Annotated in this window: 28 protein-coding genes and 1 tRNA gene; 7 read left to right on the forward strand and 22 right to left on the reverse strand. The window is 35.8% G+C overall.

Annotated elements, in window-relative coordinates:
- Positions 1 to 8: 8 nt before the first annotated feature.
- From Q0871_RS03555 to Q0871_RS03595, 9 genes are all read right to left on the reverse strand, one after another.
- The gene (locus Q0871_RS03555; RefSeq protein ID WP_299317973.1) at positions 9 to 1,010 is read right to left on the reverse strand and encodes an IS110 family transposase; all 1,002 of its coding nucleotides are present in this window, start codon (positions 1,008 to 1,010) and stop codon (positions 9 to 11) included.
- A gap of 472 nt (positions 1,011 to 1,482) precedes the next feature.
- The gene (locus Q0871_RS03560; RefSeq protein WP_299317975.1) at positions 1,483 to 3,069 is read right to left on the reverse strand and encodes a type IV secretion system DNA-binding domain-containing protein; all 1,587 of its coding nucleotides are present in this window, start codon (positions 3,067 to 3,069) and stop codon (positions 1,483 to 1,485) included.
- Between the two features lie 14 nt (positions 3,070 to 3,083).
- Positions 3,084 to 4,103 (reverse strand): MobB family relaxase, encoded by a 1,020-nt coding sequence (gene mobB, locus Q0871_RS03565; RefSeq protein ID WP_299317977.1) that lies wholly within the window; start codon positions 4,101 to 4,103, stop codon positions 3,084 to 3,086.
- A gap of 2 nt (positions 4,104 to 4,105) precedes the next feature.
- Positions 4,106 to 4,666 carry a BfmA/BtgA family mobilization protein gene (locus Q0871_RS03570; protein ID WP_299317979.1) on the reverse strand — a complete coding sequence of 187 codons (561 nt, stop codon included), beginning with the start codon at positions 4,664 to 4,666 and terminating at the stop codon, positions 4,106 to 4,108.
- Between the two features lie 376 nt (positions 4,667 to 5,042).
- Positions 5,043 to 5,240, reverse strand: a complete 198-nt coding sequence (locus Q0871_RS03575) for a hypothetical protein (RefSeq protein ID WP_299317981.1) — start codon at positions 5,238 to 5,240, stop codon at positions 5,043 to 5,045.
- Positions 5,241 to 5,258: 18 nt separating this feature from the next.
- A complete protein-coding gene (locus Q0871_RS03580; protein WP_299317983.1) occupies positions 5,259 to 5,708 on the reverse strand; it encodes a JAB domain-containing protein in 450 nt (149 codons plus the stop codon).
- 97 nt (positions 5,709 to 5,805) lie between these two features.
- The gene (locus Q0871_RS03585) at positions 5,806 to 6,150 is read right to left on the reverse strand and encodes a single-stranded DNA-binding protein (protein ID WP_299317985.1); all 345 of its coding nucleotides are present in this window, start codon (positions 6,148 to 6,150) and stop codon (positions 5,806 to 5,808) included.
- Positions 6,151 to 7,034: 884 nt separating this feature from the next.
- Positions 7,035 to 7,111, reverse strand: a tRNA-Ala gene (locus tag Q0871_RS03590).
- A 53-nt stretch (positions 7,112 to 7,164) separates the two neighbouring features.
- Entirely contained in the window at positions 7,165 to 7,962 is a 798-nt protein-coding gene (locus tag Q0871_RS03595) for a universal stress protein (RefSeq protein WP_299317987.1), read from the reverse strand.
- Positions 7,963 to 8,015: 53 nt separating this feature from the next.
- Between Q0871_RS03595 and Q0871_RS03600 the strand changes: the two genes are divergently transcribed.
- The 7 genes from Q0871_RS03600 to Q0871_RS03630 all read left to right on the forward strand — a co-directional run bounded on the left by Q0871_RS03600 (position 8,016) and on the right by Q0871_RS03630 (position 13,763).
- Positions 8,016 to 8,516 (forward strand): GNAT family N-acetyltransferase, encoded by a 501-nt coding sequence (locus Q0871_RS03600; RefSeq protein ID WP_299317989.1) that lies wholly within the window; start codon positions 8,016 to 8,018, stop codon positions 8,514 to 8,516.
- Positions 8,517 to 8,528: 12 nt separating this feature from the next.
- The gene (locus tag Q0871_RS03605; protein WP_299317991.1) at positions 8,529 to 9,863 is read left to right on the forward strand and encodes an MATE family efflux transporter; all 1,335 of its coding nucleotides are present in this window, start codon (positions 8,529 to 8,531) and stop codon (positions 9,861 to 9,863) included.
- 69 nt (positions 9,864 to 9,932) lie between these two features.
- Positions 9,933 to 10,700 (forward strand): enoyl-CoA hydratase/isomerase family protein, encoded by a 768-nt coding sequence (locus tag Q0871_RS03610; RefSeq protein WP_282075013.1) that lies wholly within the window; start codon positions 9,933 to 9,935, stop codon positions 10,698 to 10,700.
- Positions 10,701 to 10,913: 213 nt separating this feature from the next.
- Positions 10,914 to 11,339, forward strand: coding sequence for a hypothetical protein (locus tag Q0871_RS03615; RefSeq protein WP_299317996.1), 426 nt, complete (start codon positions 10,914 to 10,916; stop codon positions 11,337 to 11,339).
- Positions 11,340 to 11,395: 56 nt separating this feature from the next.
- Positions 11,396 to 11,845: a 6-carboxytetrahydropterin synthase gene (locus Q0871_RS03620; protein ID WP_073241193.1), complete on the forward strand. Its 450-nt coding sequence runs from the start codon at positions 11,396 to 11,398 to the stop codon at positions 11,843 to 11,845.
- 83 nt (positions 11,846 to 11,928) lie between these two features.
- Complete coding sequence (locus tag Q0871_RS03625; RefSeq protein WP_299318001.1) at positions 11,929 to 12,915, forward strand: hypothetical protein; 987 nt, start codon at positions 11,929 to 11,931, stop codon at positions 12,913 to 12,915.
- Between the two features lie 83 nt (positions 12,916 to 12,998).
- Entirely contained in the window at positions 12,999 to 13,763 is a 765-nt protein-coding gene (locus Q0871_RS03630; RefSeq protein ID WP_299318002.1) for a UDP-2,3-diacylglucosamine diphosphatase, read from the forward strand.
- Positions 13,764 to 14,401: 638 nt separating this feature from the next.
- Here the strand turns inward: Q0871_RS03630 and Q0871_RS03635 are convergent.
- The 13 genes from Q0871_RS03635 to Q0871_RS03695 form a co-directional block, all read right to left on the reverse strand.
- Positions 14,402 to 15,664 (reverse strand): MFS transporter, encoded by a 1,263-nt coding sequence (locus Q0871_RS03635; RefSeq protein WP_299318005.1) that lies wholly within the window; start codon positions 15,662 to 15,664, stop codon positions 14,402 to 14,404.
- A 104-nt stretch (positions 15,665 to 15,768) separates the two neighbouring features.
- Positions 15,769 to 16,131 (reverse strand): hypothetical protein, encoded by a 363-nt coding sequence (locus Q0871_RS03640; protein WP_299318006.1) that lies wholly within the window; start codon positions 16,129 to 16,131, stop codon positions 15,769 to 15,771.
- A 62-nt stretch (positions 16,132 to 16,193) separates the two neighbouring features.
- Positions 16,194 to 16,577: a VOC family protein gene (locus Q0871_RS03645; RefSeq protein ID WP_299318007.1), complete on the reverse strand. Its 384-nt coding sequence runs from the start codon at positions 16,575 to 16,577 to the stop codon at positions 16,194 to 16,196.
- Positions 16,574 to 18,262, reverse strand: coding sequence for a single-stranded-DNA-specific exonuclease RecJ (gene recJ / locus Q0871_RS03650; RefSeq protein ID WP_299318009.1), 1,689 nt, complete (start codon positions 18,260 to 18,262; stop codon positions 16,574 to 16,576). The genes Q0871_RS03645 and recJ overlap by 4 nt, the downstream gene beginning before the upstream one ends.
- A 161-nt stretch (positions 18,263 to 18,423) precedes the next feature.
- Positions 18,424 to 18,852, reverse strand: a complete 429-nt coding sequence (locus Q0871_RS03655) for an OsmC family protein (protein WP_299318010.1) — start codon at positions 18,850 to 18,852, stop codon at positions 18,424 to 18,426.
- A gap of 386 nt (positions 18,853 to 19,238) precedes the next feature.
- Entirely contained in the window at positions 19,239 to 19,811 is a 573-nt protein-coding gene (locus tag Q0871_RS03660) for a uracil-DNA glycosylase family protein (RefSeq protein ID WP_299318011.1), read from the reverse strand.
- Positions 19,812 to 19,887: 76 nt separating this feature from the next.
- Positions 19,888 to 20,232 carry a HopJ type III effector protein gene (locus Q0871_RS03665; protein WP_299318014.1) on the reverse strand — a complete coding sequence of 115 codons (345 nt, stop codon included), beginning with the start codon at positions 20,230 to 20,232 and terminating at the stop codon, positions 19,888 to 19,890.
- Positions 20,233 to 20,266: 34 nt separating this feature from the next.
- Positions 20,267 to 21,238: a transporter gene (locus Q0871_RS03670; protein ID WP_299318016.1), complete on the reverse strand. Its 972-nt coding sequence runs from the start codon at positions 21,236 to 21,238 to the stop codon at positions 20,267 to 20,269.
- A 12-nt stretch (positions 21,239 to 21,250) separates the two neighbouring features.
- Positions 21,251 to 22,279: a cytochrome c peroxidase gene (locus Q0871_RS03675; protein ID WP_299318018.1), complete on the reverse strand. Its 1,029-nt coding sequence runs from the start codon at positions 22,277 to 22,279 to the stop codon at positions 21,251 to 21,253.
- A gap of 52 nt (positions 22,280 to 22,331) precedes the next feature.
- The gene (locus Q0871_RS03680) at positions 22,332 to 23,135 is read right to left on the reverse strand and encodes an MbnP family protein (RefSeq protein WP_299318020.1); all 804 of its coding nucleotides are present in this window, start codon (positions 23,133 to 23,135) and stop codon (positions 22,332 to 22,334) included.
- A 233-nt stretch (positions 23,136 to 23,368) separates the two neighbouring features.
- A complete protein-coding gene (locus tag Q0871_RS03685) occupies positions 23,369 to 23,740 on the reverse strand; it encodes a hypothetical protein (protein ID WP_299318023.1) in 372 nt (123 codons plus the stop codon).
- A gap of 87 nt (positions 23,741 to 23,827) precedes the next feature.
- On the reverse strand, positions 23,828 to 24,499 hold the full coding sequence (rsmI, locus tag Q0871_RS03690; RefSeq protein ID WP_299318025.1) for a 16S rRNA (cytidine(1402)-2'-O)-methyltransferase: 672 nt from the start codon (positions 24,497 to 24,499) through the stop codon (positions 23,828 to 23,830).
- 155 nt (positions 24,500 to 24,654) lie between these two features.
- On the reverse strand, positions 24,655 to 25,347 hold the full coding sequence (locus tag Q0871_RS03695; RefSeq protein WP_299318026.1) for a hypothetical protein: 693 nt from the start codon (positions 25,345 to 25,347) through the stop codon (positions 24,655 to 24,657).
- Positions 25,348 to 25,362: the final 15 nt, after the last annotated feature.

Genomic DNA, 25,362 nt, shown 5'->3' on the forward strand with positions numbered 1-25,362 from the left:
ATTCTTCATCAAACCTGACCTAAATAATAATTATTTATCGAATTTAGAGGTGTCCTAATAAGGGGAAGCCTACAATATGGTCTACCAGATTTTACCATAGCAAAAGACTGCTTTAATAGTTTGTTGGCAACTGCTATCAATGCTAGTTTCTTACTCTTTCCTTTGTTCACAATTCGCTCATAAACTTCCTTGCAAGCCTTGTTGTGCTTACAGGCATTGAAAGAACATAGAAACAATAGATTACGAAGCTTTCTATTACCGACCTTACTTATTCGCGCTCGACCTCTTACACTGCTCCCCGACTCACGTATCGTTGGGGTTATACCTACATAACTACAAAGCTGTGATGCAGTTTCGAACTTGTTGAAACCATCGGTGACCACTATTAAAAATAATGCGGTCTTTTGACCTATACCAGGTATTGACGTCAACAAGGTCAATTGCTCTTGTTGGTCCTCTTTCACCAATGACAAAATCTTTGATTCGATTGCCGTTACTTCTTTATTGAGCTGCTTCTTGTTACGTATCAAGGAACGATAAACAAACTTTGAGGGTATGTCCAAAACAGCTTCCCCATGTATTTTGTTCTTAGTTGCGGTACGTTGTTTTAAATAAGTATCCAATAATCTAAACAATTGTAGACACTCACACTGCGTATCTGTCAAGGCATTGTAAATAGGAACCTCGTTGATAAGGGCATATTCACATATAGCCTTGGCATCGCTCTTGTCCGTTTTTACCTTGGCAAGTTTCATTTGAATGAAACGTTTTACAGATAATGGGTTTACTACTGAAACTACTACGCCCTTTTTGTAAAGAAACTGTGCAAGTCTGTAATGATAATATCCGGTAGCTTCCATAACGACCAATGAACCTTTGGGTAATTCCTTAAGGAATTTCTTAAATCCAATTTCATCGTTCTTATACTGGTCGTGACCTTTGTTACTACCATGTACATCAAAGACATCTTTACTGATGTCAACTCCAAAAGTTTCTTTATATTTATTCATAAGAAATATTTTATGAAAGAACTGGATACTTCTGCTCACAACAACACTTCGGCAAGCTCAGTGCACCGCTTGAAAACGAGATCTAAAGTCTCACAGAACTGAACGTGATTTAAGTAGTAAAAGAGAGCCAATTATCAATGTTGTCGAAGTCTGAAGCTTCACCGTATAAAGTAACCTTAATTCTCTCTTTTGTTCTTTCTAGTTATAGCAACAATTTACTGAGAATCAAACTTAAGCCGTATAAAAATAATTGCGGTTTAGTGCTAAAAAAAAGGTAGTTGCGTGTTTGCTACATCTGATTTTCCTTCGGAAAATCCTCGCATACAAACACGCAACTATTCTTATACAACAACGTTATCAAAGTTCAAATAAAGGATGCATTCTATGCCAGATTCTATACAAAATCTACTCATTGCAAAGAACTTATTATGATTTATAGTAGACTTACCAAAATTTCAATAACATGTTATTTTCAACTAAAAATCCCTTTGGCCTCCTTATGAATCCGTTCAAAATTATCCTTTAGCTCCTTTTCTAAATTCAGTTCAGGCAGAGGTAATTCCCTCTTTATATGCGGTTCTTTAAAACGTACTTTGTTATCCTTCCCATCTGCAAAAACTACAAATTCACCCTGTCGCAGTCCGAAAAAAGTATCTGCACGATTTTTAGATACTTCTTTCTCCCCTTTGGTTACTCGGGTATCAAAATTTAGGTTAAACCCTTTACTTATACTTCTGGTTTTCTTTTTTATAATCTCAAAAAAACGTTCGTAATATTTAGCGGTATCAGGGTCATTGGTCTTCCCAAAAAACTGATAGGAGAGATTACTTAAAATCGCACGGCTACCCTTCTCCCCATACATCATATCGTTCTGTATCTTATCCTGCATTACATATACAGTAGCAATATCATAACTACGTAAAGTTGCCGGTACACGATGCATATTCAGCATTCGAATGGTTGGCGCCTCCTCCATTAGTAAAAAAGAAGATTTGCCCTTACGAACACTCATTTGTTTCGTTATGGTATGAATAATAGTGGCAATAATCGGAGACAATGAGGTCTCGTATTTAGGATTGTTTACCACACAGACAACCGAGTTATTTTTACCAGAATTAATATTGAGCGGTACTTTGTCATCGGACAATGCCATAAAAATACGTTGCGTGCTTATCTTTTTAAAAGCATTGGACAAGGTGCTTTTAACAGCAGCAGTCTGCCTCTCAGAATCCGCACCATTAATAAAGGCATCAGCCATTGCCTTAGAGGTGATATCCGCGCTTAAAAACTCAACAAGCTCTTTAGTGCTTAGGTATTGATATAAGGCGATAAGATGTGGTAAAGTGCAGTATTGTTTATAATCTGTTTTAAGCCTCCACATCATTCCACCCACCAATCCTTCAGCTGCATCGTTAAAGAAACGCGAATTTCCTGAACCACCACTTTCCTTGAATTCCAAAAGATTTTCTACTAGCACTCTGGAAACCTCATGCACGCTTTCTTCATCAGGAAGATAGCGCGGCGCAATGGGATTTACCTTGAAATAAATGGGGTCAAAGGAAATGATATAAAAAGGTGTTTCTCCGTTTCCAAAGATGGGATATGCCATTTCGGTAATCTCAAAATCCTTATAATCATGAATTACTCCACAAAAATTATGTGTATTAAAATGTTGTAAAAGTCCATATACTACACTTTCCGTTTTTCCACTCCCAGCAGAACCTATAATGGATATTCCCCTCCGGATATTTTCCAAAACTAGATTCCCTTGTCTCACTTTAAATTTGACTCGGTATTTAGGGTCTACAGAAGTGTTTTCCTTCTCAATCCCAATAAATACATAACAGAGAATGTTCAATAAAAAGAGAGGCAGAAATCCGATAAGCAATAACTGTAAAAACTCTTTTAATTCCAGTATCGTGTACCATTGAACAACTAATATAATAAGCAACCCAAATAGATTGAAAAAGAATCCAAAACGAATAAAGCGAACTATTAGATATATAAGTATCCCTCCTATTATAATTAATAATGCAATTTCCCAGACAAATGTTTCCATAGTGTGATTTTAAATTAATATCCAATTGAACCAGAACGCAAAGCAATTTCTAACCCTCGTTTTAATTTTCTAAAAGCCGATACCGCTAATTGCGTTGTAGAGGTTGGAATGATAGGAATATCTAGCCCTGTTTTTCGTATCAATTTAAAGGCTATCGCCCTTTCCGAAACAGGTAATCCCAAAAGCTTTGCGTAAAAGTGTTTTGGGTCTTTAATGAACTGCTTTTGCCCTTTATAACTCTCCACATAATTTCGATTGTATCCTGTAGTACTATCAAAGGTTTTTTCGGCAGCCTCGTAAAACTTGTCACGGTCAAAACCTCTCTTTTGTTTAGTCCCATTAAGTATTACCTCAGATGCTTTATATACAGATCCTGGAGAAAGACTTTTGGTATTGCTGGCATCTTTTCTAGAAACGATGATATGTATATGGGTCTGCATTCCAGGTTTTTTCATTCCGGAAACTAGTATTTCGCCATTAACCCTATGGGGAATTTGAGCTGTCAGGTTTTTAATCTCATTTTTCATCTGGGAAGTATTCCCTTTCAGTTCGCCCCGTTCTACTTTTCGAATGTCATTTTCGAGCTTTACTATCTTGCCTTTATATTCCTGATTCTCTTTCACCTTTTGGTCAAAGCCTCTATAACTGCGATCCTTCTCAATCTTAGCATAATATTTAATATTGTCTACAGTAACCGTCTCATCTCTATAAAAACATTTGGCATATTCTTTCATTAACTCTCGTGTATACGCCCTTAATTTTTCAGGGTTATTTTGGATATGCTTTAATTCACGTTGACTAGGATTTACAATGATGGAATAGAATTTGGGTTCTTTCTTTTTTAGTTTTGCGGTATTACCATCAATTTCTTGAATGACTTTTTCAGGAGAAATTCTGTCATTATATTGATCAAAGAAATGTTCTTGCATTTCAGGCGCAAGTTCTTGGTTTTCCTTCTCTAAATAAGCAACATAATCCGCTACGCTATTTGCGTAAGTATTTCCTGCTTTTTGTCTTGTTATAGCTACATACATTTTTAATAATTTTCTAGTTCCCTTTTAATGCGTAGATATTCCTGTTGGGATAGTTCCAATTTGAGATAATCTTTTCCAAAACTATTTTTGACTAATTGAATATGTTCCAAAACATACCCGAATTCTTTTCGGACTTCTTTCAATTTTAATTCTGTTCGTTCATGTACAAATTGAGAAACGATTGCTTCGGTTTTCTTCTCTGGTTCTTTTATTTTCTCCCTTAATAGTTTTTCTTTTCTAACAGGTTCTTCCTTTTCTGCAACACCCTGAAATAGAGATTGCAGCATTGCCGTTGTAGGTTTGTCATGATTCTTCTCGATGTCTTTTATGATAGCAATAACCGCCTCGGTACGTTTTCTATTTTTATGGAGTTCGTTCAAGAAACTTTTCTCTCTCTTTTCGAATGGTGAGAAACCGTGCCATTCAAAAAAATCAATCATAGCATCCAACGTTTCAGATTGAGGCTTGGACAGTTTGCGACAAAGCTTACGAAAGCGCACTACCACCGTTTTTTTTAAACAGACGGATAGATAATCATAGATATATTTATTTTTTACTTTCATTTTTCAATAAACTTTTTCAATGTTTATGGTTTGTAAGAGGCTGTTTTCAATAAACCCTTATAGCTTTCATAATTTTTATTTTGTCGAATTTCCTATTTAAATCGTTAATATTCAATTACTTGAATATTATATCAAACTCTTTAACATCGCTTTAGCGTGTTACCGTCTTGCTATTCCTTTTTTCCCGCACGGAAAAAATAAATACCTTTCCCTTCAAGGTAAAGGCTCTTGTTACCAATCGATGTAAATCAATCTTTTTTAAGAGTTTAGAAGTCTCATTTTTAAGGATTTGATAGCTAATGTTTTAAAATTCTGGCAATACATAAAAAGAAAAAGGCAACTTTTATAAGTCGCCCTGTCCAATAAAATCTAATATTTAAAGCCTGAACATGAATTGATAGTTGTATAAATTTCGGATGGCTTCTTCGTTTAAAAGTTCATCGAAATTCAATCCATTTTCCAAAGCGTGGGTTTTTAAATCTTTACCAAATCGTTTTTCAATTTCAGCCTTAGAGGTTGACAATAATTTTTCTTGTGTTTCAACATCGAGATTATTATAGTTTAGCTTTACCATGATATGCTTATTTAAAAGTTATAAAATACCCTCGTCGGCAAAACTGTAATAGTCTCCATTGGGTACAAGTAGAATATGGTCCAAAACCTTTATGTCAAAAAGTTCGGCTGCCTTTTTAATTTTGTCAGTTAGCTTCTTGTCTGCTTCGCTAGCTTTCAATGTTCCGCTTGGGTGGTTATGGGTTAAAATAACCGCAACGGAAAGGGACTTTAATATCACCGCAAAAAGTATGCGGATATCTACCAAAGCTCCTGTTATGCCACCTTTTGAAAGTTGGTAAATGCCTTTCACTTTGTTGCTGTTGTTCAGTAATACAACTTTAAAGGATTCGTGCAGCCCGATTGTATCTTTATCCCAATGCTCAAAAAGAAGATCTGCTGCATCTTTTGAAGAATTTATCTTTTGCCAAAATGGGGAGGTTATCCGCTCCTTATAGCTTATTTGTATTTCATTAACTTTGTCTTTCATTACTTATAATTTTAGGATTATGGGTATAAAAAAGAGGGCAGAACTTTTCCGAGAGATGCCCTCTTTGTATTTTCAAATAGTTAGCAGATTAGGCTCTCTAGTTTTCAGTATTGGAACTCAATAACAAAACTTCACTTACTACTACTTCTGTGATGTAGCGTTTATCGCCTTCCTTGGTTTCATAACTGCGGGAAGTCAGTTTGCCATCAATGGCAATTTGTTTGCCCTTGCTTGCATAGGTTTCGATAATTTCGGCAGTTTTGCCCCAAGCAACTATATTGTGCCAGTCGGTGTTTTGCACCTTCTCGCCTTTACCGTTCTTGTAGTTCTCATTTGTCGCCAATGAAAAACGAATCACTTTTTTACCGCTTTCCAAAACAGTCATTTCAGGGTCATTACCCACATTGCCTATTAATTGCACTTTGTTTCTAATGGTACTCATAATTGAAAAAATTTAGAATTAATACTAAGACCTGCCCGACTATCGGACGACCTTTAAAATCGATTTACTTATTATATCCAGAGCGTTTTTCTCTTTTTTGTTTTTTAACTTTTGTTCCGATTCATTTTTGAGGATTTGATATGATTTCATAGTTTCCGTTTTAGATTTACTTCCCATAGTGCCTTCGCTGTTACCTTTTTTTGTTGCTTAGACTTTTCAATATTCATACTTGGCAAGGCGTATAAAAAGCACAGCTGCTTTATGCCGCTGTCCAAGTTTGAATGTTGTTATTTTGCGGTCAAAAAAAGGTTAGTGGAGGTACGGGCAATAGGTCTAAAACATTGAATTATGAAATTCAAAAAACTCTTGGAGTGGAACAAAATGCAAACACATTTAATTCCTTTCAAGCGGACTTAATTACGGATTTTTACTAAATGTTAATCGATATAAAGAATTCATCAGAGATACAATAATGTATAAAAAGGGGAGCTTAAAATCCGTAATTGTGTCCAAGATATTGGAGTGAAGCTTATTTACTAAAATGGAGTTTACGGAATGTAGGGGAATGTGCTGAACGGTAATTCAGTAGTAAAGTAGCATGCGCCCTATTGGGTTTTTGATTAACGCTTATCAACCCGAATACTACAAAAACCCAACAGGATCCTGCGCAGATAAGTTATGGTAAGATTTGGGGAAGAGACATACAACCAAAGTCACAAATTCAACATGTATAATCAAATCTCAGGAGTTAATAAAAAATGATTGAGAATGATACTAAATGACTTTACAAATGTTAAAGTTTGAGGAAAAACAAGAAAGTGTGCAAAAAGTGTGCAATTTTTTAAAACGGAAAAGGCCTCACATCTGTGAAGCCCCGTCTTTACTGGTGGAGAATACCGGATTCGAACCGGTGACCTCTTGCCTGCCAGGCAAGCGCTCTAGCCAACTGAGCTAATCCCCCAATTTTTAAGAAGCTCAAAGAAAATACATTTTAGTATGCCAACAAAGTACTACTTAATCTTTCTTTACACTTAATACCAATACCGGTACAGGGGCATAAAACTCTGATTTTGAAATAGTGCTCTTTTCCCATAATTTCTTGAAAAAACCACGTTTTCTTCTAAAAACACACAATAAATCGGGTTGTTTTGCTTGAAAATGCTCTAAAACGCCATGATAAGTTGTTGAGTTTTCTGTAAAGGTCAACTGAGAAGAAATGTCCATCAATGCCGTATTTATCTTTAAGTCGTCATCTGAATACCCTGGGGTTTTCACCATCAGTAAATTTACATTGGCGTTATGCTTATTCTTCATCTCAATTAACGGATCAAGAATTCTCTTTCTTTTTAGAATACCAGATTTAAAGGCAACTAATATATTTTTAAACGACTTATACGCTGTTCCTTTTGGTACAATCAATGTTGGTATGTTGGTTCTTTTAATAATAGCTCCTGAAGTCTGTCCTAAATAATTCTCTTCTTTAATGTCATTACTTCTAGGTGCCAGTATAATTAAGTCAATACCAATACCCTTATCAATTTCTTTTAATCCGTCTTTTAGCTCACCATTAAAGCTTGCTATTTTTATAGACACTTCTTTTGTATCTACTGTACCTATAATTTCTTTTAATCTTTCCTTAGAATTATCGGCTACCTTTTGTGTTATATTGGCAAGCGTTCCTGTTTTTCCGCTGACATTAAAAACTTCCATTACATATATTTCTGCACCAAAGTCTTTTGCAAAATCTACTGCATATTGTAATGTTTGATTCGCGTTTGAGGAGGTCCCGATCGGAACAAGAATATTCATCATGATAAAAAGTGTTGATTATAACTCTAAATTTACAATTTAATTAAATTCATTTTATGATAGCATCGGCAAAGATATCGGAAATACCCGAAATTCTTATCATGACAGACGCTTGTAGAATTGCAATGGAAGCCAATGGTATTTATCAATGGACTACCGAATATCCTTCTAAACAGGCATTTGAAAATGATATAGAACGCAATGAACTTTTTGTACTACACCTTGATAACGAAATAGCAGGCTGTATTGTTGTTTCCCTTTTTATGGATGAAGAATACTCTTCTGTAAACTGGCTAACAGAAAATGCAAATAACTACTATATTCATCGCTTAGCGGTGCACCCTAACTATCAAGGTAAAGGTTTTGCACAGCGCTTAATGGACTTCGGCGAAAACTTTGCCAGAGAAAACAATGCCGTATCCGTTAGGTTAGATACCTTTAGCCAGAACAAAAGAAATCAGAAATTTTACGAGCAACGTGGTTATACCAAATTAGGAGATATCTTTTTTCCAAAGCAAAGCGAACATCCTTTTCATTGCTACGAACTTGTACTATAGAAACCATATTTTTTGAAGACTTCCGTTAATTTTAAATCTATAAATGCCTTGGCTATCCCTGCAACTATTGCAGGTATTGCAGAACCGCTATTGTCGATAACCGATACGGCTATTGTGGGGAATATTCCGGTAGACGGGCTAGAATCTCTTGCAGCAGCAGGTATTGTAGGTTCTTTTCTTTCAATGCTCATCTGGATTCTTGGGCAAACGCGTAGTGCTATTTCTTCAATTATTTCACAATATTTAGGTGCCGGTAAATTAGAGGCCGTTAAAACTCTGCCCGCACAGGCTATTTACCTCAACATTGCTTTGAGTATTCTGGTTTTGCTATCTACCATTTTTGTTGTTCAAGAAATCTTTGAGCTTTTGAATGCCAAAGGTAAAATATTGCAATACTGTATTAGCTACTACTCCATTCGAGTATGGGGTTTTCCTTTAACCTTATTCGTTTTCGCTGTGATGGGTATTTTTCGCGGATTACAGAATACCTATTGGCCCATGGTCATTGCTATTACAGGGGCTGTTTTAAACGTTATTCTCGATTTTGCTTTTGTATACGGAATTGAAGGATTCATCCCTGCCATGTATCTTGAAGGTGCCGCCTATGCCAGTTTGTTGGCGCAAGCGATTATGGCAATCATGGCGTTCTATCTTCTTGTAACCAAAACCGATATTAGCCTAAAACTAAAATTACCCGTTCACCAAGAACTTGGTCGTTTAGTAATCATGAGCTTAAATTTATTTGTTCGTGCCATTGCCTTGAACACCGCACTTATTCTTGCTGTACGCGAAGCTACCGCGCTTGGCGATAAATACATTGGTGCGCATACCATTGCCATAAATCTATGGTTGTTTTCTGCCTTTTTTATTGATGGTTATGGTGCTGCAGGAAATATTATGGGCGGTCGATTATTGGGGGAACGAAATTATGACGGACTCTGGTTATTGGCAAAAAAGATTACGAAATACGGACTCATTGTTAGCCTGGTCATTATGGCTTTGGCTACTATTTTCTACAAACCATTGGGAAACTTATTTTCTAATGAGCCTTTGGTGCTTTCTGCTTTTTACGGCATCTTCTATATTATTATTCTGGGGCTTCCGTTTAATAGTACTGCTTTTGTTTTAGATGGAGTTTTTAAAGGTCTTGGTGAAATGAAATATTTACGAAATACCTTGCTTGTAGCTACTTTTTTAGGCTTTGTGCCCATGCTATTTTTAGGTAAATATCTTCACTGGGGATTAACAGGAATATGGCTTGCTTTCACCGTTTGGATGTTTATTAGAGGTGGTGCACTAGTGTGGAAATTTAGAAACAAATTTAAACCTTTATTGCAAAATCCGTAGTTTTGTATCAGCTGCTTCAAGACAAATCTCGAAGTATATAATCTCGATTTTCGAGTAAAATAAAATGCTATGGTCACTTCAAGAAAAAATGGAAGTTTATATACACGAATAGATGGTAAAGTTGCTCATGTAGAGTTTGGGCATCCTGCTAGTAATTCATTCGTTTCTGAACTTCTAGAACGCTTAACAGACACTATTAATGAGCTTTCTGAAGATGAGGCCGTATCTGTTATCCTATTAAAATCTGAAGGAGAAAAGGCTTTTTGTGCCGGTGCTTCTTTTGATGAGTTACTTGAAGTTTCTAATCTTGAAGAAGGAAAAGCATTTTTTAGCGGTTTTGCCCATGTCATCAATGCCATGCGTACATGTAAAAAGGTAATTGTAGGTCGTGTACATGGTAAAACTGTTGGTGGTGGCGTAGGTCTTGCTGCTGCTTGTGATTATGTGTATTCTAATGTAAATGCATCAATTAAACTATCTGAACTTAGTATTGGTATTGCTCCTTTAGTAATTGCCCCAGCCGTAGCTCGTAAAATAGGCACTGCCGCTATGGGCGAAATGTCTTTAGCACCTACCGAATGGAAAAGCGCTTATTGGGCTCAAGAAAAAGGACTTTTCAATAAAGTGTACGACTCTGCACAAGAAATGGATAAGGAACTTGACTTCTTCATTCACAAATTAGCCAGCTATAATGCTGATGCTTTAACTGAATGGAAGAAAGTTTTATGGGAAGGTACCGACCATTGGGATACCTTATTGACAGAACGCGCAGCTATCACAGGAAAATTAGCCCTTTCTGATTTTACTAGAAACGCACTGTCAAAATTTAAAAAATAAACAATAACTGAAACAGCTCTTCGTTCTGTTTCTAAATAATTAGTATGGATTTCTTTCAATTTTTAAACGGTAACCTAGTATTTCCAGTTCTTGCACTATCTGTTTTGATCATTTATTTCGTAAACAAAATGCGCGCAAAGAAGAAGTACAAGAGGTAATTCAACAGCCTACGCAACTAATCGGTATTTGAACATCTTATAAAAAACCAGTTTTATGTTCGCAAAAATCACATTAGTTTTTCTTTCTATATTTCTTGTTGCCTGTAATAACAACGACGATGCTGAACAGCAAGACTGTTCTGAAACTATTTGTACGCTTAATTTTGTTACCATAACTGTTAATATAAAAGACGCATCGGGTGAAGCAATAGCATTAGATAGCTATGTGGTTATCGATAATGCAACTGGTGAAGACTTAGCTTCAGATTTAAACGGCGAAGAATATCAATACCTAAAAGAACAAGGTTTCTACCCTATTATTAGTGACGCCAATCGGGTTCAATACCAAAATTCGACCGCTACACTGACTTTTAAAGGTGTTATTGACAATGAAGAGGTCATCAACGAAACCTATGAAGTTGGCGCAGACTGCTGTCATGTGAGCTTAATCAATGGAAATAACGAGATTGTTTTAGAATGATTTCTCTCTATAAATGCTTTTAAAGATTCCCTACCTTTGCCATATAATTATAGGCTATGAGCAATATTCGTATTACCAAACAATTCAATTTTGAAACGGGACATGCACTTTACGGTTATGACGGTAAATGTAGAAATGTACACGGCCATAGCTATAAATTATCTGTAACCGTTATTGGTAGACCTATTACCGATACCAGCCATGTAAAATTAGGGATGGTTATCGATTTCGGAGATCTTAAAAAAATAGTCAAAGAAGATATAGTTGACATTTTTGATCATTCTACGGTATTCAATAAAAACACACCTCATGTTGAACTTGCCAAAGAATTAACTGATAGAGGGCACAGTGTTATCTTGGCAGATTACCAACCTACTAGTGAGAATATGGTGATCGATTTTGCAGCGAAAATTAAATCTCGCCTTCCAGAGAACATTTCATTATTCTCTTTAAAACTGCAAGAAACAGATACTTCTTTTGCAGAATGGTATGCTAGTGATAATTAAGTTCAACAAAACTTAACCTTTTACTTTCTTTACAAGCTTATAAATTGTTTTATTTTTAGGGCAACTCCTTAACATATAACAACATGACCAAGCATCATATTTACTGGTGGAATCTTGAAAATCTGTTCGATATTGAAAACTCACCTCGAAGAAGTGAATTTTTAAATAACCACTTGGGTAAAGAACTCGACGGATGGAGTGCTGCTATTCTTGATCAGAAAATTACCAACCTAACAGCGGTAATATCAAAATTCAATAATGGTGAAGGTCCAGATTTATTGGGAGTTTGTGAGGTAGAAAATGAGTATGTTATTGAGCTACTTATTGATGCCATGAACACTGCCTTAAATAAGAACTACGGCTTTGTAATTTCTGAAGGTGATGATAAAAGAGGTATTGACACTGCCCTTATTTATGATAAAACCAAATACGGACCAGAACAGCAAACGTTTAGTCTACGTATTATAAAAAGAAATACTACCAGAGATTTGTTTCAAGTTCATATCAATACTGCCAATGGCAATAAGTTGGTATGCGTACTTAACCATTGGCCATCTAGATCTGGTGGTGAACTCGAAAGCGAACCATTTAGAATTATGGTTGCCGAAAATTTATCATATTGGATCGAGAGAATTTACGAAGAGCAAGGCAATGATGCCAATATTATATTAATGGGCGATTTTAATGATAACCCGTATAACAAGAGTATTACAGCATATTTAAAAGCTATCAATAACAAAGCCTTGGTAAAAAGTAATAGAGTGCGCCTAAAGTACTTCTATAATGTAATGCATAGATTTTTAGATGCTCAAATTGGCACATTCGTATTCGGTAATGAATATAATATGCTTGATCAGTTTATGATATCAAAAAGTATCGTTTCAGAGAAGTCAGAATTACCTTTTAAACTAAGTACCGTAGAGATCATTGCCTACCCTGAACTTACTTCTGGCTCATACCAGAAACCTGTAAAATTTGGTAGACCTAATTCTTCAACATTCAATGAAAAAGGGTTTAGTGATCACCTACCAATTAAAATGGTACTGAACGAAAAAGATGCTGCTGTATAATTATACATCTAAAAACTAGCATTCTCTTATTTTGACCCGTATATTCCCTCGGTACGCAAAACAGTTATTATATTTACATCCTGATGACGAATATTGAACTTCCCGCAGGAAAAAAAGTATACTTTGCTAGTGATAACCACCTAGGTGCACCTATTATGGAAGAAAGTAGGTTGAGAGAACTAAAGTTTATTCGCTGGTTAGATACGATCAAGTCGGATGCAGGAGTCATTTTCTTAATGGGTGATTTGTTCGATTTTTGGTTTGAATACACAACCGTTATCCCAAAAGGATTTACTAGAACCCTAGGAAAACTTGCAGAACTGTCTGATGCCGGAATCTCAATACACTACTTTGTTGGTAATCATGATCTTTGGATGAACGGTTACTTTGAAGAAGAACTAAACATACCTGTGAACCATAAACCTCAGCAATATTCCATTAACGGAGCATCGTTCTTTATAGGTCATGGTGACGGACTAGGACCAGATGACAAGGGTTTCAAAAGAATGAAAAAGGTATTTACCAACCCCGTAGCTAAATGGTTCTTTAAATGGCTACACCCAGATATAGGTGTTCGTTTGGCAAAACACCTATCTGTAAGCAACAAATTGATTAGTGGAGATGATGATGCCAAGTTTTTAGGTGAAGACAAAGAATGGTTGGTGTTATATGCCAAACGAAAATTAGAAACTCAACATTACGATCATTTTATTTTTGGTCATAGACATCTTCCTTTAGAAATAGAACTAAAAGAAAATTCAAAATATACTAATCTTGGAGATTGGATCAATTACTACACTTATGCCGAGTTTGATGGTCAGCAACTTTCGTTAAAAGAATTCAGCTAAATTCCAGCAAAAACATCGACGAAATACATAATTTAAATTGTAATCCTTTTCTTACAAAAAGAATTGAACAGTTCACAACAATAGTTTTATAAAACTAGTTCTTGGTTATATCTTTACAGTGTTATTAAGTTTGAGTGTTGACCCAAATCTTCACATTACCTACAAGTTTCCCTAGCTTAAAACCCAAATTTTAAGTGTACCTACTTTAAAGAACTGCCCCTATTTTAGGGGCTTTTTCGTTGTTTTAATTTTTCTACTTCAATTATAAATTTTTACGTTTAGAAAACCTAATGAATTTTTAAAAAGGGATATGCTATTAATTTATACTTCAGAAAAAACAAATAATTTATATTTTATACACTCTGTTTATTTTACAAAATCAGACATATTCAAGTCAAATATATTATCAAACAATATCTAATCCTTTTCTTACGTATTAAAAATGACAATTCACAACAAAAGTTAGTGTAAACTACCAATTGGTAATACCTTTAAACTGTTGTTAAGATTAAGTGTTGATTCCCAAATCTACAGTTACCTACAAGTTCCCCCGCTTAATAACAAGATCATTAAGCATTACCTACAATAAAAAAAGCCCCTGAGTAAGGGGCTTTTTTTATGATATAAATCTTAGTAAATTAACTCTCGTGTTCTTCTACATCTTTCTGCAAATCGAGCTTTCTAAATTTAGGCGAAACAATTGCCGTAAGACCCACGGTCAATAAAGTCATGGTCCCGCCAAAAACAACTGCGGTTACCGTTCCCATTAATTTTGCTGTTACCCCGCTTTCAAAAGCACCTAATTCATTAGATGATCCTACGAACATAGAATTTACAGAAGCTACTCGCCCACGCATATTATCAGGTGTCTTTAATTGTAAAATCGTTTGTCGAATTATCATCGATACGCCATCAACCGCGCCACTTAAAAATAGTGCTATTACCGATAACCAGAAATAGGTTGATAGCCCGAATACAATCATACAAATTCCGAATCCGAATACGGCGAATAATAATTTCTTCCCTGCATTTTTATGTAACGGAAATCTCGTAGATCCCAACATCGTTATGGCAGCTCCAACGGCAGGTGCTGCTCTTAGCACACCAAAACCTTCTGAACCTACATTAAGAATGTCTTGCGCAAATATGGGTAATAAAGCTACGGCTCCACCAAATAAAACAGCAATCATATCTAAGGTCAATGCGCCTAATACCGCTCTGGTCTTAAATACAAAAGTTAGTCCTTCTTTTAAACTTTGAAAAACGGGCTCCCCTATCTTCGGATTAAGAATTGGTTTTTTAGAAATATTGAAAAGTGCCGTTAATGCCAGTAACGAAAAGCCGAAAATGACACACATAGACCAATGTACTCCTATTAAACTAATAGAAAACCCTGCTAATGCCGGACCAAGAACCGATGCCATTTGCCATGTTGTACTACTCCACGTAGCAGCATTAGGGTATATTTTTTTAGGTACAATTAAGGCTATTAAAGAAAATATTGTAGGACCTAGAAATGCTCGAACTAATCCGCCACAGAAGACTAATGCATAAATACCATATAGAATAACTTTAGTCTCATAGGTTTTTAAAACAGACGGTAGACTTAACATAAAAAGTCCAAAACTAATGACAGAAAACCCGAGTATGCATTTTATTAAAAGATTTCTTTTTTCTTTTTGATCCACAATATGACCGGCAAAAAGTGCCATGCTTACCGCAGGTATCACCTCCATCAAACCAATTATACCTAATGAGAGCGGGTCTTTAGTCATTGAATAGACTTGCCATTCTATGACTATAAATTGCATTGACCAGGCAAAAACCATGGCAAAACGAACTAGAAGAAAAATATTGAATTCCTTATATCTTAAGGCTGCATATGGATCATTAACGCTCATAAGGCAATCGCTAAATAGGGTCTAAAGATATTTAATAAATAACAGGGCATATAAATAATATCGAACTAATTAATAGATAGAAGCACTACTAGTTTCATTGCAACCTAATCAATACCTAATTCGCCAAAAAAAGTATCTAATTCTAGTTTAAATAATGTGCCGTTTATTAAATCTCTTACCTCTACAGCTTCTTGATAACTTACCGCGAAGGTTACTTGATGTGCAGGAGTGCTCAACAATAGCGACCTACAAGTCTCTTTTGTTTTACAATCTCCACAAAGATGATCTTTGCCGTTTTCAACAGTATCTGCAATGCATTTAGAAAAATGGCGCAATTCACTTTGGGTAAGTAATAATCCAATATCCCTAAAAATCACTTGAACTTTATTGGCTTGGCTAGGTTTATTTTTTTTCCATTGGAAGGCTATTCCAAAATCATTCTGGTAAATAGGATGTATATCGTTCATAAGAATCTACATATTTAGTATAAATATATGCATCTTATTTAGAACAATTATAAATAGTATTGTTAAATGGTGATTTCTATCTGATTACCTTCTGGATCCAAGACCAAGCTTTCGTAGTAACCATCCCCGGTAGTTCTAGGTTCGCCGGCAATTGTAAATCCGTCTTCTCTCAACTTTTCAGTTAAAACATTTACTTGCTTTTTTGAGCCTACGGACATGGCAAAATGTATGAATCCGGGATTTACTTCATTATCTGTAGTTGCAGTAATACTTGGTTTATGCATAAGTTCTAACCTTGCACCATCAGTAAAACTTAAAAAGTAAGATGTGAATTCTTTCGTAGGGTTATGATATTTTTCTCCTGCTATGGCATTGAAATACGTTTCATAAAATGTACGCATTGTTTCTAAATCAATAACCCAAATAGCGATATGCTCTATTCTCATTTAATATCCTTTAATTTCAATTGCAAACTCACATTACCTTGCCATTCATTTTCATCAATAGAGAAAACGGCGCTAAAAGGTTTTCTACCCGTTACTAATGATAGTTTATCGCCCATATTAAAGCCAATACCATCAATTTTATGACTGTCTTGTTGTACCACCGAAACTTTTAAATGTGCTTCTTCTTTACCAACACCTTTTGCATAACCCGTATCTTTTAAGTCTTCTGCCATAAATATCGGAGACATATTACCGGGACCGAAAGGAGCAAACTGCTTTAGAATTCGCATTAATTTTGCATTGATATCTTTCAACTCAATAACCGTATCTATTGTAATTTCTGGTATTAACATTTGCGGGTCGATACTCTCTTTCACCACTTTCTCAAACTGATGTTTGAAGTTGTTATACTGTTCTTCTAACATCGTTAAACCCGCTGCATATTTATGACCACCAAACTGTTCTATGTAATCTGCACAACCTTCTAAAGCATTGTACACATCAAAACCTCTAACTGATCTTGCCGATGCTGCCAACTTATCACCACTTTTTGTAAAAACCAGCGTTGGTCTGTAGTAGGTTTCCGTTAATCTGGATGCTACAATACCGATAACCCCTTTATGCCAAGTGTCTTTATAAACTACAGAAGTAAAACCTTCTTCCTCTTGATTTTCTTGAATTTGCCCTAGTGCCTCAATCGTAATTTCTTGATCTAGCCCTCTTCTATCGGTATTGAATTTTTCAATTTCAGAAGCGAATTGTATGGCTTGATTCATATTGGTTTCCGTCATTAAGTTTACTGCATATTGACCATGTTTCATTCTACCGGCTGCATTAATTCTAGGTGCAATAATGAAAACTACGTCGGTAATGGTAAGTTCTTTTTTATTGATTTGATCAATAATAGCTTTAAAACCGATTCTAGGCTGCTGATTGATAACTTGCAAGCCATAAAAAGCTAGTATTCGATTTTCTCCAGTTATCGGTACAATATCTGCCCCAATCGCAGTTGCCACTAAATCAAGGTAGTAGATAACATCGTCAATAGTTTCTCCTCTACGGGAACCTAATGCCTGAATCAATTTAAAACCGACTCCGCAACCACACAACTCATCATACGGATATGAACAATCTTCTCTTTTTGGGTCTAAAACTGCTATTGCACTTGGTAATTTTGTACCAGGCCTATGGTGGTCACATATGATAAAATCGATTCCCTTTTCTTTGGCATACGCTACTTTGTCAATTGCCTTCACTCCACAGTCCAACGCAACGATCAATGTAAACCCATTATCCTCTGCAAAATCGATTCCTTTATACGACACTCCGTATCCCTCATCATATCGATCCGGAATATAGGTTGCCACATTAGGATAGTAGCTTAACAGATATGATGACATTAAAGCTACGGCCGTAGTACCATCGACATCATAATCACCATATACCAAAATGTTTTCTCCGTTGGCAATGGCTTCCTCAATTCTACTGACCGCAATATCCATATCCTTCATTAAGAAAGGATCATGCAAATCTTCTAACTGCGGACGAAAGAAATCTTTAGCCTCTTCATACGTAGAAATACCTCTTTGCAACAATAGCTGCGCCACCAAAGCATCGACACTTAATGCATCGGCTAAAGAATCAATATCTTCTTGTTTCGGTTTTGGTTTAATTGTCCAGCGCATTCTAGTCAGTGTTCAGTTTACAGTTTCAGTTGGCAGTTCTCAATAACAGTTGGCAGAATAAAATCTTTATCGTCTTTGCGAGGCACGAAGCAATCTCTCACTTAGGTGTACCAAACAAACAGATTGCTTCTTCCGATTGCTATCGGAATCGCAATGACGTTTTATTTTGTATGAAAAACAGTCTTAATATCAAGCTCGGCAAATTGTCTGAACATCTCCATTACTCCGCAATATTTTTCGACGGATAGGTCAACCGCTCTTTGTAATTTTTTCTCGGCTAAATTTGCGCCATGAAAATGATATTCTATAACTACTTTGTCATAAAACTTAGGATGCTCATCTGTTAAGTTTGCGATTGTTTCAATATGAAACTCATCTACTTCTAGTTTCATCTTCTTGAACATTGCCGCTACATCTAAGCCAGAGCAACCAGCTAATGAAGACAACATTAATGCTTTTGGTCTTAAACCACTACCATCGCCACCGTCTTCTTTTGCAATATCTATTCGTAAAGAGTGCCCAGAAGGATTATTACTTTCAAAGGACATGTTGCCCAACCACTTTGTGCTAATATGATTTGTTGTACTCATAATTTTATGTTTTTGTAGGGTACAAAAATACGATAATATAGGGTGAGATGATGTTAGGTAGACGAATGAAAAGAGTTAATGATTCAGGTATTGGCTGTTGGAAAATAAAAATCATTTTTTACAAGTGCAAGACTACCTGTTTATTTTAAATCTTAATTTTTCATTTGTCTCAATTGTCAGTTCGAATGGTTTTTAATTCAATTTTTCATTGAATTAAAAAATGCCTGCCCGCCGGTTAGGAGGGTATCGAGAACCTTTAGGAACATGATTGCTTCTCGATACTAATTTTCTCGTGCCTCCAAAATTTACTCGAAGTGATATTAAAAAGACTAATTAAATATCCTCCTTCGTAGCAATTAGCTATCGGAATCGCAACAAAGTCAACCCTACTCTAAAATCTTAGCCACTAATTTCTGCAACTCCCCAACAACTTCATCTTCGAACCATGGATTCTTTCCTCTCCAAAAATGATTTACTGGTGATGGATGTGGTAAGAGAAAAAACTTTGGCAGGTATTCTTTATAGTGCAATACATTCTCGGTCAGGTTCTTTTTGGCTTGCTTACCTAAGTATTGATCTTGAGAGTATTTACCGATCAGTAAAATGAGCTGTACATTTTTGAATTGGTCCCATACCTGAGAATGCCACAAGGGAGCACATTCTTTTCTGGGAGGTAAATCGCCAGTTTTTCCCTTTCCCGGATAACAAAAGCCCATGGGCAGTACTGCAAAATTATCAGGGTTATAGAATACCTCTTCGTTTACACCAAGCCACTCTCTAAGCTTTTTACCACTTGGGTCATCCCAAGCTTTATTTTCTACATGTGCTTTTCTACCCGGCGCCTGACTTACCAATATAATTTTCGAATTATTAGTACCCGCAACAATTGGTCTTGGTTCTAAAGGCAAATGTGCCTTACAAACCTCGCAACCTCTTATTTCAGCTAATAATTCTTGCACGTTATCTTTCTATTAAATTGATTATTTAAATAAATAGTATCCGATCACCTTCTAATTATGATTAGTCAGATTACCTCTAAAGCAACTTCAATGCTTCACTATCAAAAGACAATCCTTCAAAACCTGTTTCCATAAAGTTTCTAATATTTTGATGAGAGCTTCCTTTAAGGTCTAGTAATACCTCATCAAAATAATATTGACCAAAACAGGCCAAGGTTTCCTCTTTTGAAAGTCCTTCTTTTATCGCAAAAGAGAATAATTTACAAGACCCGGAATTCTGACCAACCTCATTTCTAACTTTACCATTGGTATAAGCGGTTGGCGTAAATGCATACTTAGAATCTATAACCACCATAGTCTCTGAAAAGAGAATCTCTTTTGGACTAGCAGCTAATTTTTTCTTGAATTCTTCTAAGGTCATGGTTAGTTATTTAGATTTTAAAATAGTCATCAAATTAAATATTGATATTCAAATATAATGAAACTCTATTTTTTACCTCTACTTTACCTTCATTCAAATTTTGAGATATTGGTAACATACTTGAAATGCCCAATGCATATCTGTTGTAGTTCGCCTCTAACCCAAATCTAGCAAAATACACATCGCCACCTGTGTCAGGAACAACAAAATCAAACTCTTTATTTTCGGAGAAGAACTCTGCTCCTAAACCTGCTTGTGGGGTTAGGGAAACCGATGGAGACAGGTAATAGGTCTTATAGGTATTCAATGTTGCATTCCACTGATTTCCGAACAAATAATTTTTACTGTTCTCCGTTTTTATCGTGTAGTTCAATAGGGCAGCAAAACCCCAATTTCTATGTGTAATACCGTAATTTGCGGCTAAAATATAATCCCAACTTCCCGTTCCTAACTGAAAACCAGGGTTAACACTGCCTTCATTATTGGCTGCATTAAAAGTTCCTGTCGGTAATTTTATACCTCCGCCAATTTGCAAAGCATGTTCTGGTTTTATTGAAATTATACTATCGGCAGTTTGCTTCAGTACATTGTAATATGCTAAAACCGTAGCATCACCAATACCATTTATAGTCTGCTCTGTATTATCTGCAAATGTTCTATTGTGTGAATGATAAGGGAGTATGGCATTTACCAAAAAAAGGTCTCCAATCGGGAATTTTCCCCACGCCTGTACGGTATTGAAATTCTCATTTATCCATGGCGAATTATCAAAAATACCATCGCGAGAACGGTACTTCTGACCAATATATCTAAGCCCTACAAAGTTATTATTCAATCCGGTTCCAAAACCCATACTTCCTCCATTGCCACCACACCCACAGGTATCGCAGAAATATTCATATGCGGTATTTTTCCAGATACACTCGGTTGTTCCTTCTGGTAAATCATTTGCTTGGACAGTAAAAAATCCGCCAAGCATAATTATAATTACTATTATTTTTTTCATTTTTTAATATTCTTAAAATCGTTCGTCATTTATAAAAGTATCATCCGTCAAAATTTCAAAAAAGGCTAACAATCCCTCTTTTTCCGTATCATTTAATTGTATTTCTAGTCCGTCATCGGTGCGTAGAGAATCATCAATTGTTTCCGATTCAACCATGCCGCTGGTATAAAAATTCAATACCGATTCTAGACTTCCAAACCTACCATCATGCATGTAAGGCGCGGTCAGTGATACGTTTCTTAAACTTGGCACTTTAAATTTATAATCGTCACTATCGCTACCACTCACCTCGGCTCTGCCAATATCATTTAATTGTGGATTAGGTGGCAAGCCATTGTTTCTAAAACTGCCATCGGTAAATAAATCTGTTGCGTGACATGTAGCGCACTTCTGTTGAAACACTTCTAGACCATATGCTTCTTGCTCAGTCAATTCTCCTCCTTCTTCATTCCGTACATATTTATCATACTTAGAATTAGAAGAAATCATCATGACCATAAACTGTGATATCGCTTTTAGAAAGTTCTCGGCATTTACACCACCTTCCTCAAAAGCCATTTCAAATTCTTTTTGATACTCGGCATCTGCTATCAGTTTATTGATAACCCCTGTCATGGTTTCACCCATCTCCACTTCATTAGTGATAGGAATTATTGGAAAGAGGTCTAAGTGAGACGTAGCACCATCCCAAGCGAATTCATTAAAGAATGCCATATTAGATATGGTGGGCGTATTTCTTGTACCCTCCAAATCATTTACACCGTGACTAAATTGATGTCCGTGGTGAGTGAAAGCAGAACTTTGTTCATGACAAAAGCCACATGATATAAACCCACTTGAAGATAGTTTACCATCATAGAATAATTTCTTACCCAGCTCAAATCCTAATTGTGTTGGCGGATTAGCCTCAATATCATAAGCCAATTCAGGAAAATTCTCTGGAACTTCTACCGTTAAAAGCGTGTTCTCAATAGCCACATAATCATCATCACTGCAAGACACCAAAAACACGGACAGTAATACCCAAAATAGATATTTCATCTGTTATCGTTTTAAAATTAGGGCCGCCCTATTAAGAGCGACCCGAAAATATTTAGTGTGAATCTCCTGTGCCGTTATGAACATGGTCTACCGTAAACATGCTTGCAGTATTCAAAGCAACTTGTGGCGACTTTTCTTCGCTTACCATAATTACCGATTGCTCGGTTAATGATAGTTTGTTTTCTCCGTCTAAAATGGCATTGGCATCCGCTACCAGATGTATAATAGGCGACATTTCATCGCTTACCAAAGCATCTGTCCCCAAACTCAAAGTAACTTCTTTGTAGTTGTCCAAACTAGAACCGTGACTACCCATATGTACTTTAAAATCTGTTGCCTCAGTAATAGTTTCCGATGTGAAAGTCCCTTCAAAATTTAGAAACTTATAACCCGCTTGCCATGACCACATCATATTGGTTTCTTCGGCTACAGTCAAAAAATCTCCTTGACCCTCCGCTCCTTGAAGGTATTTTTCTTGGTCTACGCCTATGCCAAAAGTTATAGACACATAATTACCTGCTGGTATATTCTCTAACACGACTTCTGTACTACCCGTTTCTTCACTAGTTACAAAATAACTATCGTCTTTTTCATAGGTAAACACTTCACCTTCATCATTAGTTAATCTAAAATTACTAACAATGTAATTTAGTCTTGTAATGGTCAATGTTTCGTTTTGAGAATTGGTGTAACTTGAGGTTGCCAGTAACAAATCATCTGAACCAACACTGTTGTCGAACTCTAGAGTTATACTATTCTCACCCATTAGTTCATCTGTTGTATCATCATCACCGCTACAGCTAGCGAATACACTTAAAATAAGGGTTCCAATAAAAAGTCTGTTTATAAATTTCATCTGTTAATTTTATTATTATCCAGATGTAATTCACCCTTATTTATTCTGAGTAGAACCCAAAATATAATGGCTCATTACATCTTTGTTTACGTAATGGTTTTACCTAATGACAATGCATTAGGCTTGATTTTAAAATAATTGATTGTGTATACGACTACAGGATATGTGTCGTGATTTGGGTATACAACAGTATGCACCTTTTTAAAAAAGGCATATGTATACTGTGTTGTATTTTAAGATAAGAAGTTAGGCGGATGAAATACAGCTGATATATACTGCTGCTCGTTTAAGTTAGGATGCATTGAAACCACTTTTGTTTCAACAATTGTACTTTGAAAATTACAATCAAGAATACTTACAAAACCAATTGGGTATTCCCGAAGATCAGCAGAAGGTATATCTTGATGGTCATCTTGCTGCTGCTTTTTAATCAATTGCGAGAGGTAGCATTTACCATCGCAATTTAGCATTGGCTTATCTTTATTAATACATAAAACCTCAGCTATATAATCTTGATTAATTACATATTCTAATACAGGCAATACCGGCTTTACCATCGCAGTGAGGTATAACAAGATAAAGGTGTACGTGAGAATTTTTTTCATTAATCGTCACGAAGATAATTCTGATTTTGAAATTTTCTTAACTCTTTATTAGAATTAACACTTAAATCTTTAAAATTTTATTGGTCTCTACTTATTCCCTCCAACAATAATAACAATTTCTCCTTTTGGAGGTTTTTCGGTAAAATGCTTTAGAACTTCTTCGGCAGTACCACGAACTGTTTCCTCGTACAGTTTGGTCAACTCTCTAGAAACGGAAACAGGTCTTTCTGCTCCGAAATATTCCACAAAATGCGCTAATGTCTTTAACAGCTTATGCGGAGATTCATAAAAAATAATGGTACGTGGTTCTTCTGCTAATAATTTTAACCTTGTCTGTCTTCCTTTTTTTACGGGTAAAAAACCCTCAAAAACAAACTTATCATTTGGTAAACCGCTATTGACCAAAGCTGGTACAAAAGCCGTTGCACCTGGTAAGCATTCAACTTCAACACCTGCTTCAACACAGGCTCTTGTCAAAAGAAAGCCTGGGTCAGAAATTGCCGGGGTTCCTGCATCTGAAATTAGTGCAATATTCTCACCTCCTTTTAGCTTACCTACTAGATAGTCGACCATATTATGCTCGTTGTGCATATGATGACTTTTCATCTGCGTACCAATCTCAAAATGATGTAATAATTTTCCGCTGGTACGTGTGTCTTCCGCAAGTATTAAATCTACTTCTTTAAGAATACGAATCGCCCTTAAGGTCATGTCCTCTAGATTCCCGATAGGTGTAGGCACTAAATAAAGCTTTCCCATGTATTTTAAAGTGAAAAACCTCAAGGCATGCCCTCGAAGAATTGAATTGAAAATTTAATTTAGATTTCGGCGCAAATGTAAGAGCTTTTAAATCTCTATTATCGTGTAAAAAACCCAACACAGGTGCTGGGTTGCTGATACATATATTGTATTAACTAAGAGAATCTACGCGATACCAATTCTATAAAACGCTCTTCGTATGGTTCTTTACCAGCCCAGTTATTATAATCTGGTTTTACCATATTTTTTATAAAAGATATTGAACGCTCTTCTGTATCAATAGTATTTAACTGAGATAGCACACGGTTATAATCTTCCGTACTATTATTAAACAAATGTTTTACAAATGCTAAACGATCGTTCAAATCTACTTTTACATTACTTTTTGCCAAACGGTCATTTAATGATTTTGGTGTAGCATCTGGTTGCTTTAGGTCTTCTTTAGACGGTGTAAAAAGCTCCATGTCATTTTTCATTAGATTAGGTTTTGACATAAATTCTGCCAAAACATCTTCTAATTGATAATTATCTGGCATTTCAGAAATAAATCCTTTTATGGTTTCCATGCCTGGGTGCTTAACGATATCCTCATCATGTGGATTACTCTCTGGCACTCCTGTATTTCCCTTTAATACCGCATTTGCCATTTCTTCAAATTTTGCCGCAATAGCATTTTTAGAAACATCAACTTCCATATCATTGAGTTCTACCTCAATAAACTTAAGCACAGCAAGTTTCTCATATAGGTTTTTAGAAACCTCATACAAATTTGTTACATCATCTAAATTATCAGCAGTCAAAATTTCTGTAGATAACTTTCTCAATTCTAGTTTCAACTTATTTTTCATCTCACAAATTTTATG

Origin of the sequence: uncultured Maribacter sp. (assembly GCF_947500985.1) — a bacterium.
Taxonomy (GTDB): Bacteria; Bacteroidota; Bacteroidia; order Flavobacteriales; family Flavobacteriaceae; genus Maribacter.

What these genes read in the sequence shown, in the direction of transcription:
- Q0871_RS03635 (WP_299318005.1), bottom strand. Translation starts at nt 15,664, where the DNA reads ATGAGCGTTAATGATCCATATGCAGCCTTAAGATATAAGGAATTCAAT.
- Q0871_RS03555 (WP_299317973.1), bottom strand. Translation starts at nt 1,010, where the DNA reads ATGAATAAATATAAAGAAACTTTTGGAGTTGACATCAGTAAAGATGTC.
- rsmI (WP_299318025.1), bottom strand. Translation starts at nt 24,499, where the DNA reads ATGGGAAAGCTTTATTTAGTGCCTACACCTATCGGGAATCTAGAGGAC.
- Q0871_RS03580 (WP_299317983.1), bottom strand. Translation starts at nt 5,708, where the DNA reads ATGAAAGACAAAGTTAATGAAATACAAATAAGCTATAAGGAGCGGATA.
- Q0871_RS03610 (WP_282075013.1), top strand. Translation starts at nt 9,933, where the DNA reads ATGGTCACTTCAAGAAAAAATGGAAGTTTATATACACGAATAGATGGT.
- mobB (WP_299317977.1), bottom strand. Translation starts at nt 4,103, where the DNA reads ATGTATGTAGCTATAACAAGACAAAAAGCAGGAAATACTTACGCAAAT.
- Q0871_RS03575 (WP_299317981.1), bottom strand. Translation starts at nt 5,240, where the DNA reads ATGGTAAAGCTAAACTATAATAATCTCGATGTTGAAACACAAGAAAAA.
- Q0871_RS03680 (WP_299318020.1), bottom strand. Translation starts at nt 23,135, where the DNA reads ATGAAATTTATAAACAGACTTTTTATTGGAACCCTTATTTTAAGTGTA.
- Q0871_RS03655 (WP_299318010.1), bottom strand. Translation starts at nt 18,852, where the DNA reads ATGAGTACAACAAATCATATTAGCACAAAGTGGTTGGGCAACATGTCC.
- Q0871_RS03595 (WP_299317987.1), bottom strand. Translation starts at nt 7,962, where the DNA reads ATGATGAATATTCTTGTTCCGATCGGGACCTCCTCAAACGCGAATCAA.
- Q0871_RS03695 (WP_299318026.1), bottom strand. Translation starts at nt 25,347, where the DNA reads ATGAAAAATAAGTTGAAACTAGAATTGAGAAAGTTATCTACAGAAATT.
- Q0871_RS03600 (WP_299317989.1), top strand. Translation starts at nt 8,016, where the DNA reads ATGATAGCATCGGCAAAGATATCGGAAATACCCGAAATTCTTATCATG.
- Q0871_RS03630 (WP_299318002.1), top strand. Translation starts at nt 12,999, where the DNA reads ATGACGAATATTGAACTTCCCGCAGGAAAAAAAGTATACTTTGCTAGT.
- Q0871_RS03645 (WP_299318007.1), bottom strand. Translation starts at nt 16,577, where the DNA reads ATGAGAATAGAGCATATCGCTATTTGGGTTATTGATTTAGAAACAATG.
- Q0871_RS03625 (WP_299318001.1), top strand. Translation starts at nt 11,929, where the DNA reads ATGACCAAGCATCATATTTACTGGTGGAATCTTGAAAATCTGTTCGAT.
- Q0871_RS03670 (WP_299318016.1), bottom strand. Translation starts at nt 21,238, where the DNA reads ATGAAAAAAATAATAGTAATTATAATTATGCTTGGCGGATTTTTTACT.
- Q0871_RS03665 (WP_299318014.1), bottom strand. Translation starts at nt 20,232, where the DNA reads ATGACCTTAGAAGAATTCAAGAAAAAATTAGCTGCTAGTCCAAAAGAG.
- Q0871_RS03620 (WP_073241193.1), top strand. Translation starts at nt 11,396, where the DNA reads ATGAGCAATATTCGTATTACCAAACAATTCAATTTTGAAACGGGACAT.
- Q0871_RS03640 (WP_299318006.1), bottom strand. Translation starts at nt 16,131, where the DNA reads ATGAACGATATACATCCTATTTACCAGAATGATTTTGGAATAGCCTTC.
- Q0871_RS03560 (WP_299317975.1), bottom strand. Translation starts at nt 3,069, where the DNA reads ATGGAAACATTTGTCTGGGAAATTGCATTATTAATTATAATAGGAGGG.
- Q0871_RS03685 (WP_299318023.1), bottom strand. Translation starts at nt 23,740, where the DNA reads ATGAAAAAAATTCTCACGTACACCTTTATCTTGTTATACCTCACTGCG.
- Q0871_RS03675 (WP_299318018.1), bottom strand. Translation starts at nt 22,279, where the DNA reads ATGAAATATCTATTTTGGGTATTACTGTCCGTGTTTTTGGTGTCTTGC.
- Q0871_RS03615 (WP_299317996.1), top strand. Translation starts at nt 10,914, where the DNA reads ATGTTCGCAAAAATCACATTAGTTTTTCTTTCTATATTTCTTGTTGCC.
- Q0871_RS03570 (WP_299317979.1), bottom strand. Translation starts at nt 4,666, where the DNA reads ATGAAAGTAAAAAATAAATATATCTATGATTATCTATCCGTCTGTTTA.
- recJ (WP_299318009.1), bottom strand. Translation starts at nt 18,262, where the DNA reads ATGCGCTGGACAATTAAACCAAAACCGAAACAAGAAGATATTGATTCT.
- Q0871_RS03585 (WP_299317985.1), bottom strand. Translation starts at nt 6,150, where the DNA reads ATGAGTACCATTAGAAACAAAGTGCAATTAATAGGCAATGTGGGTAAT.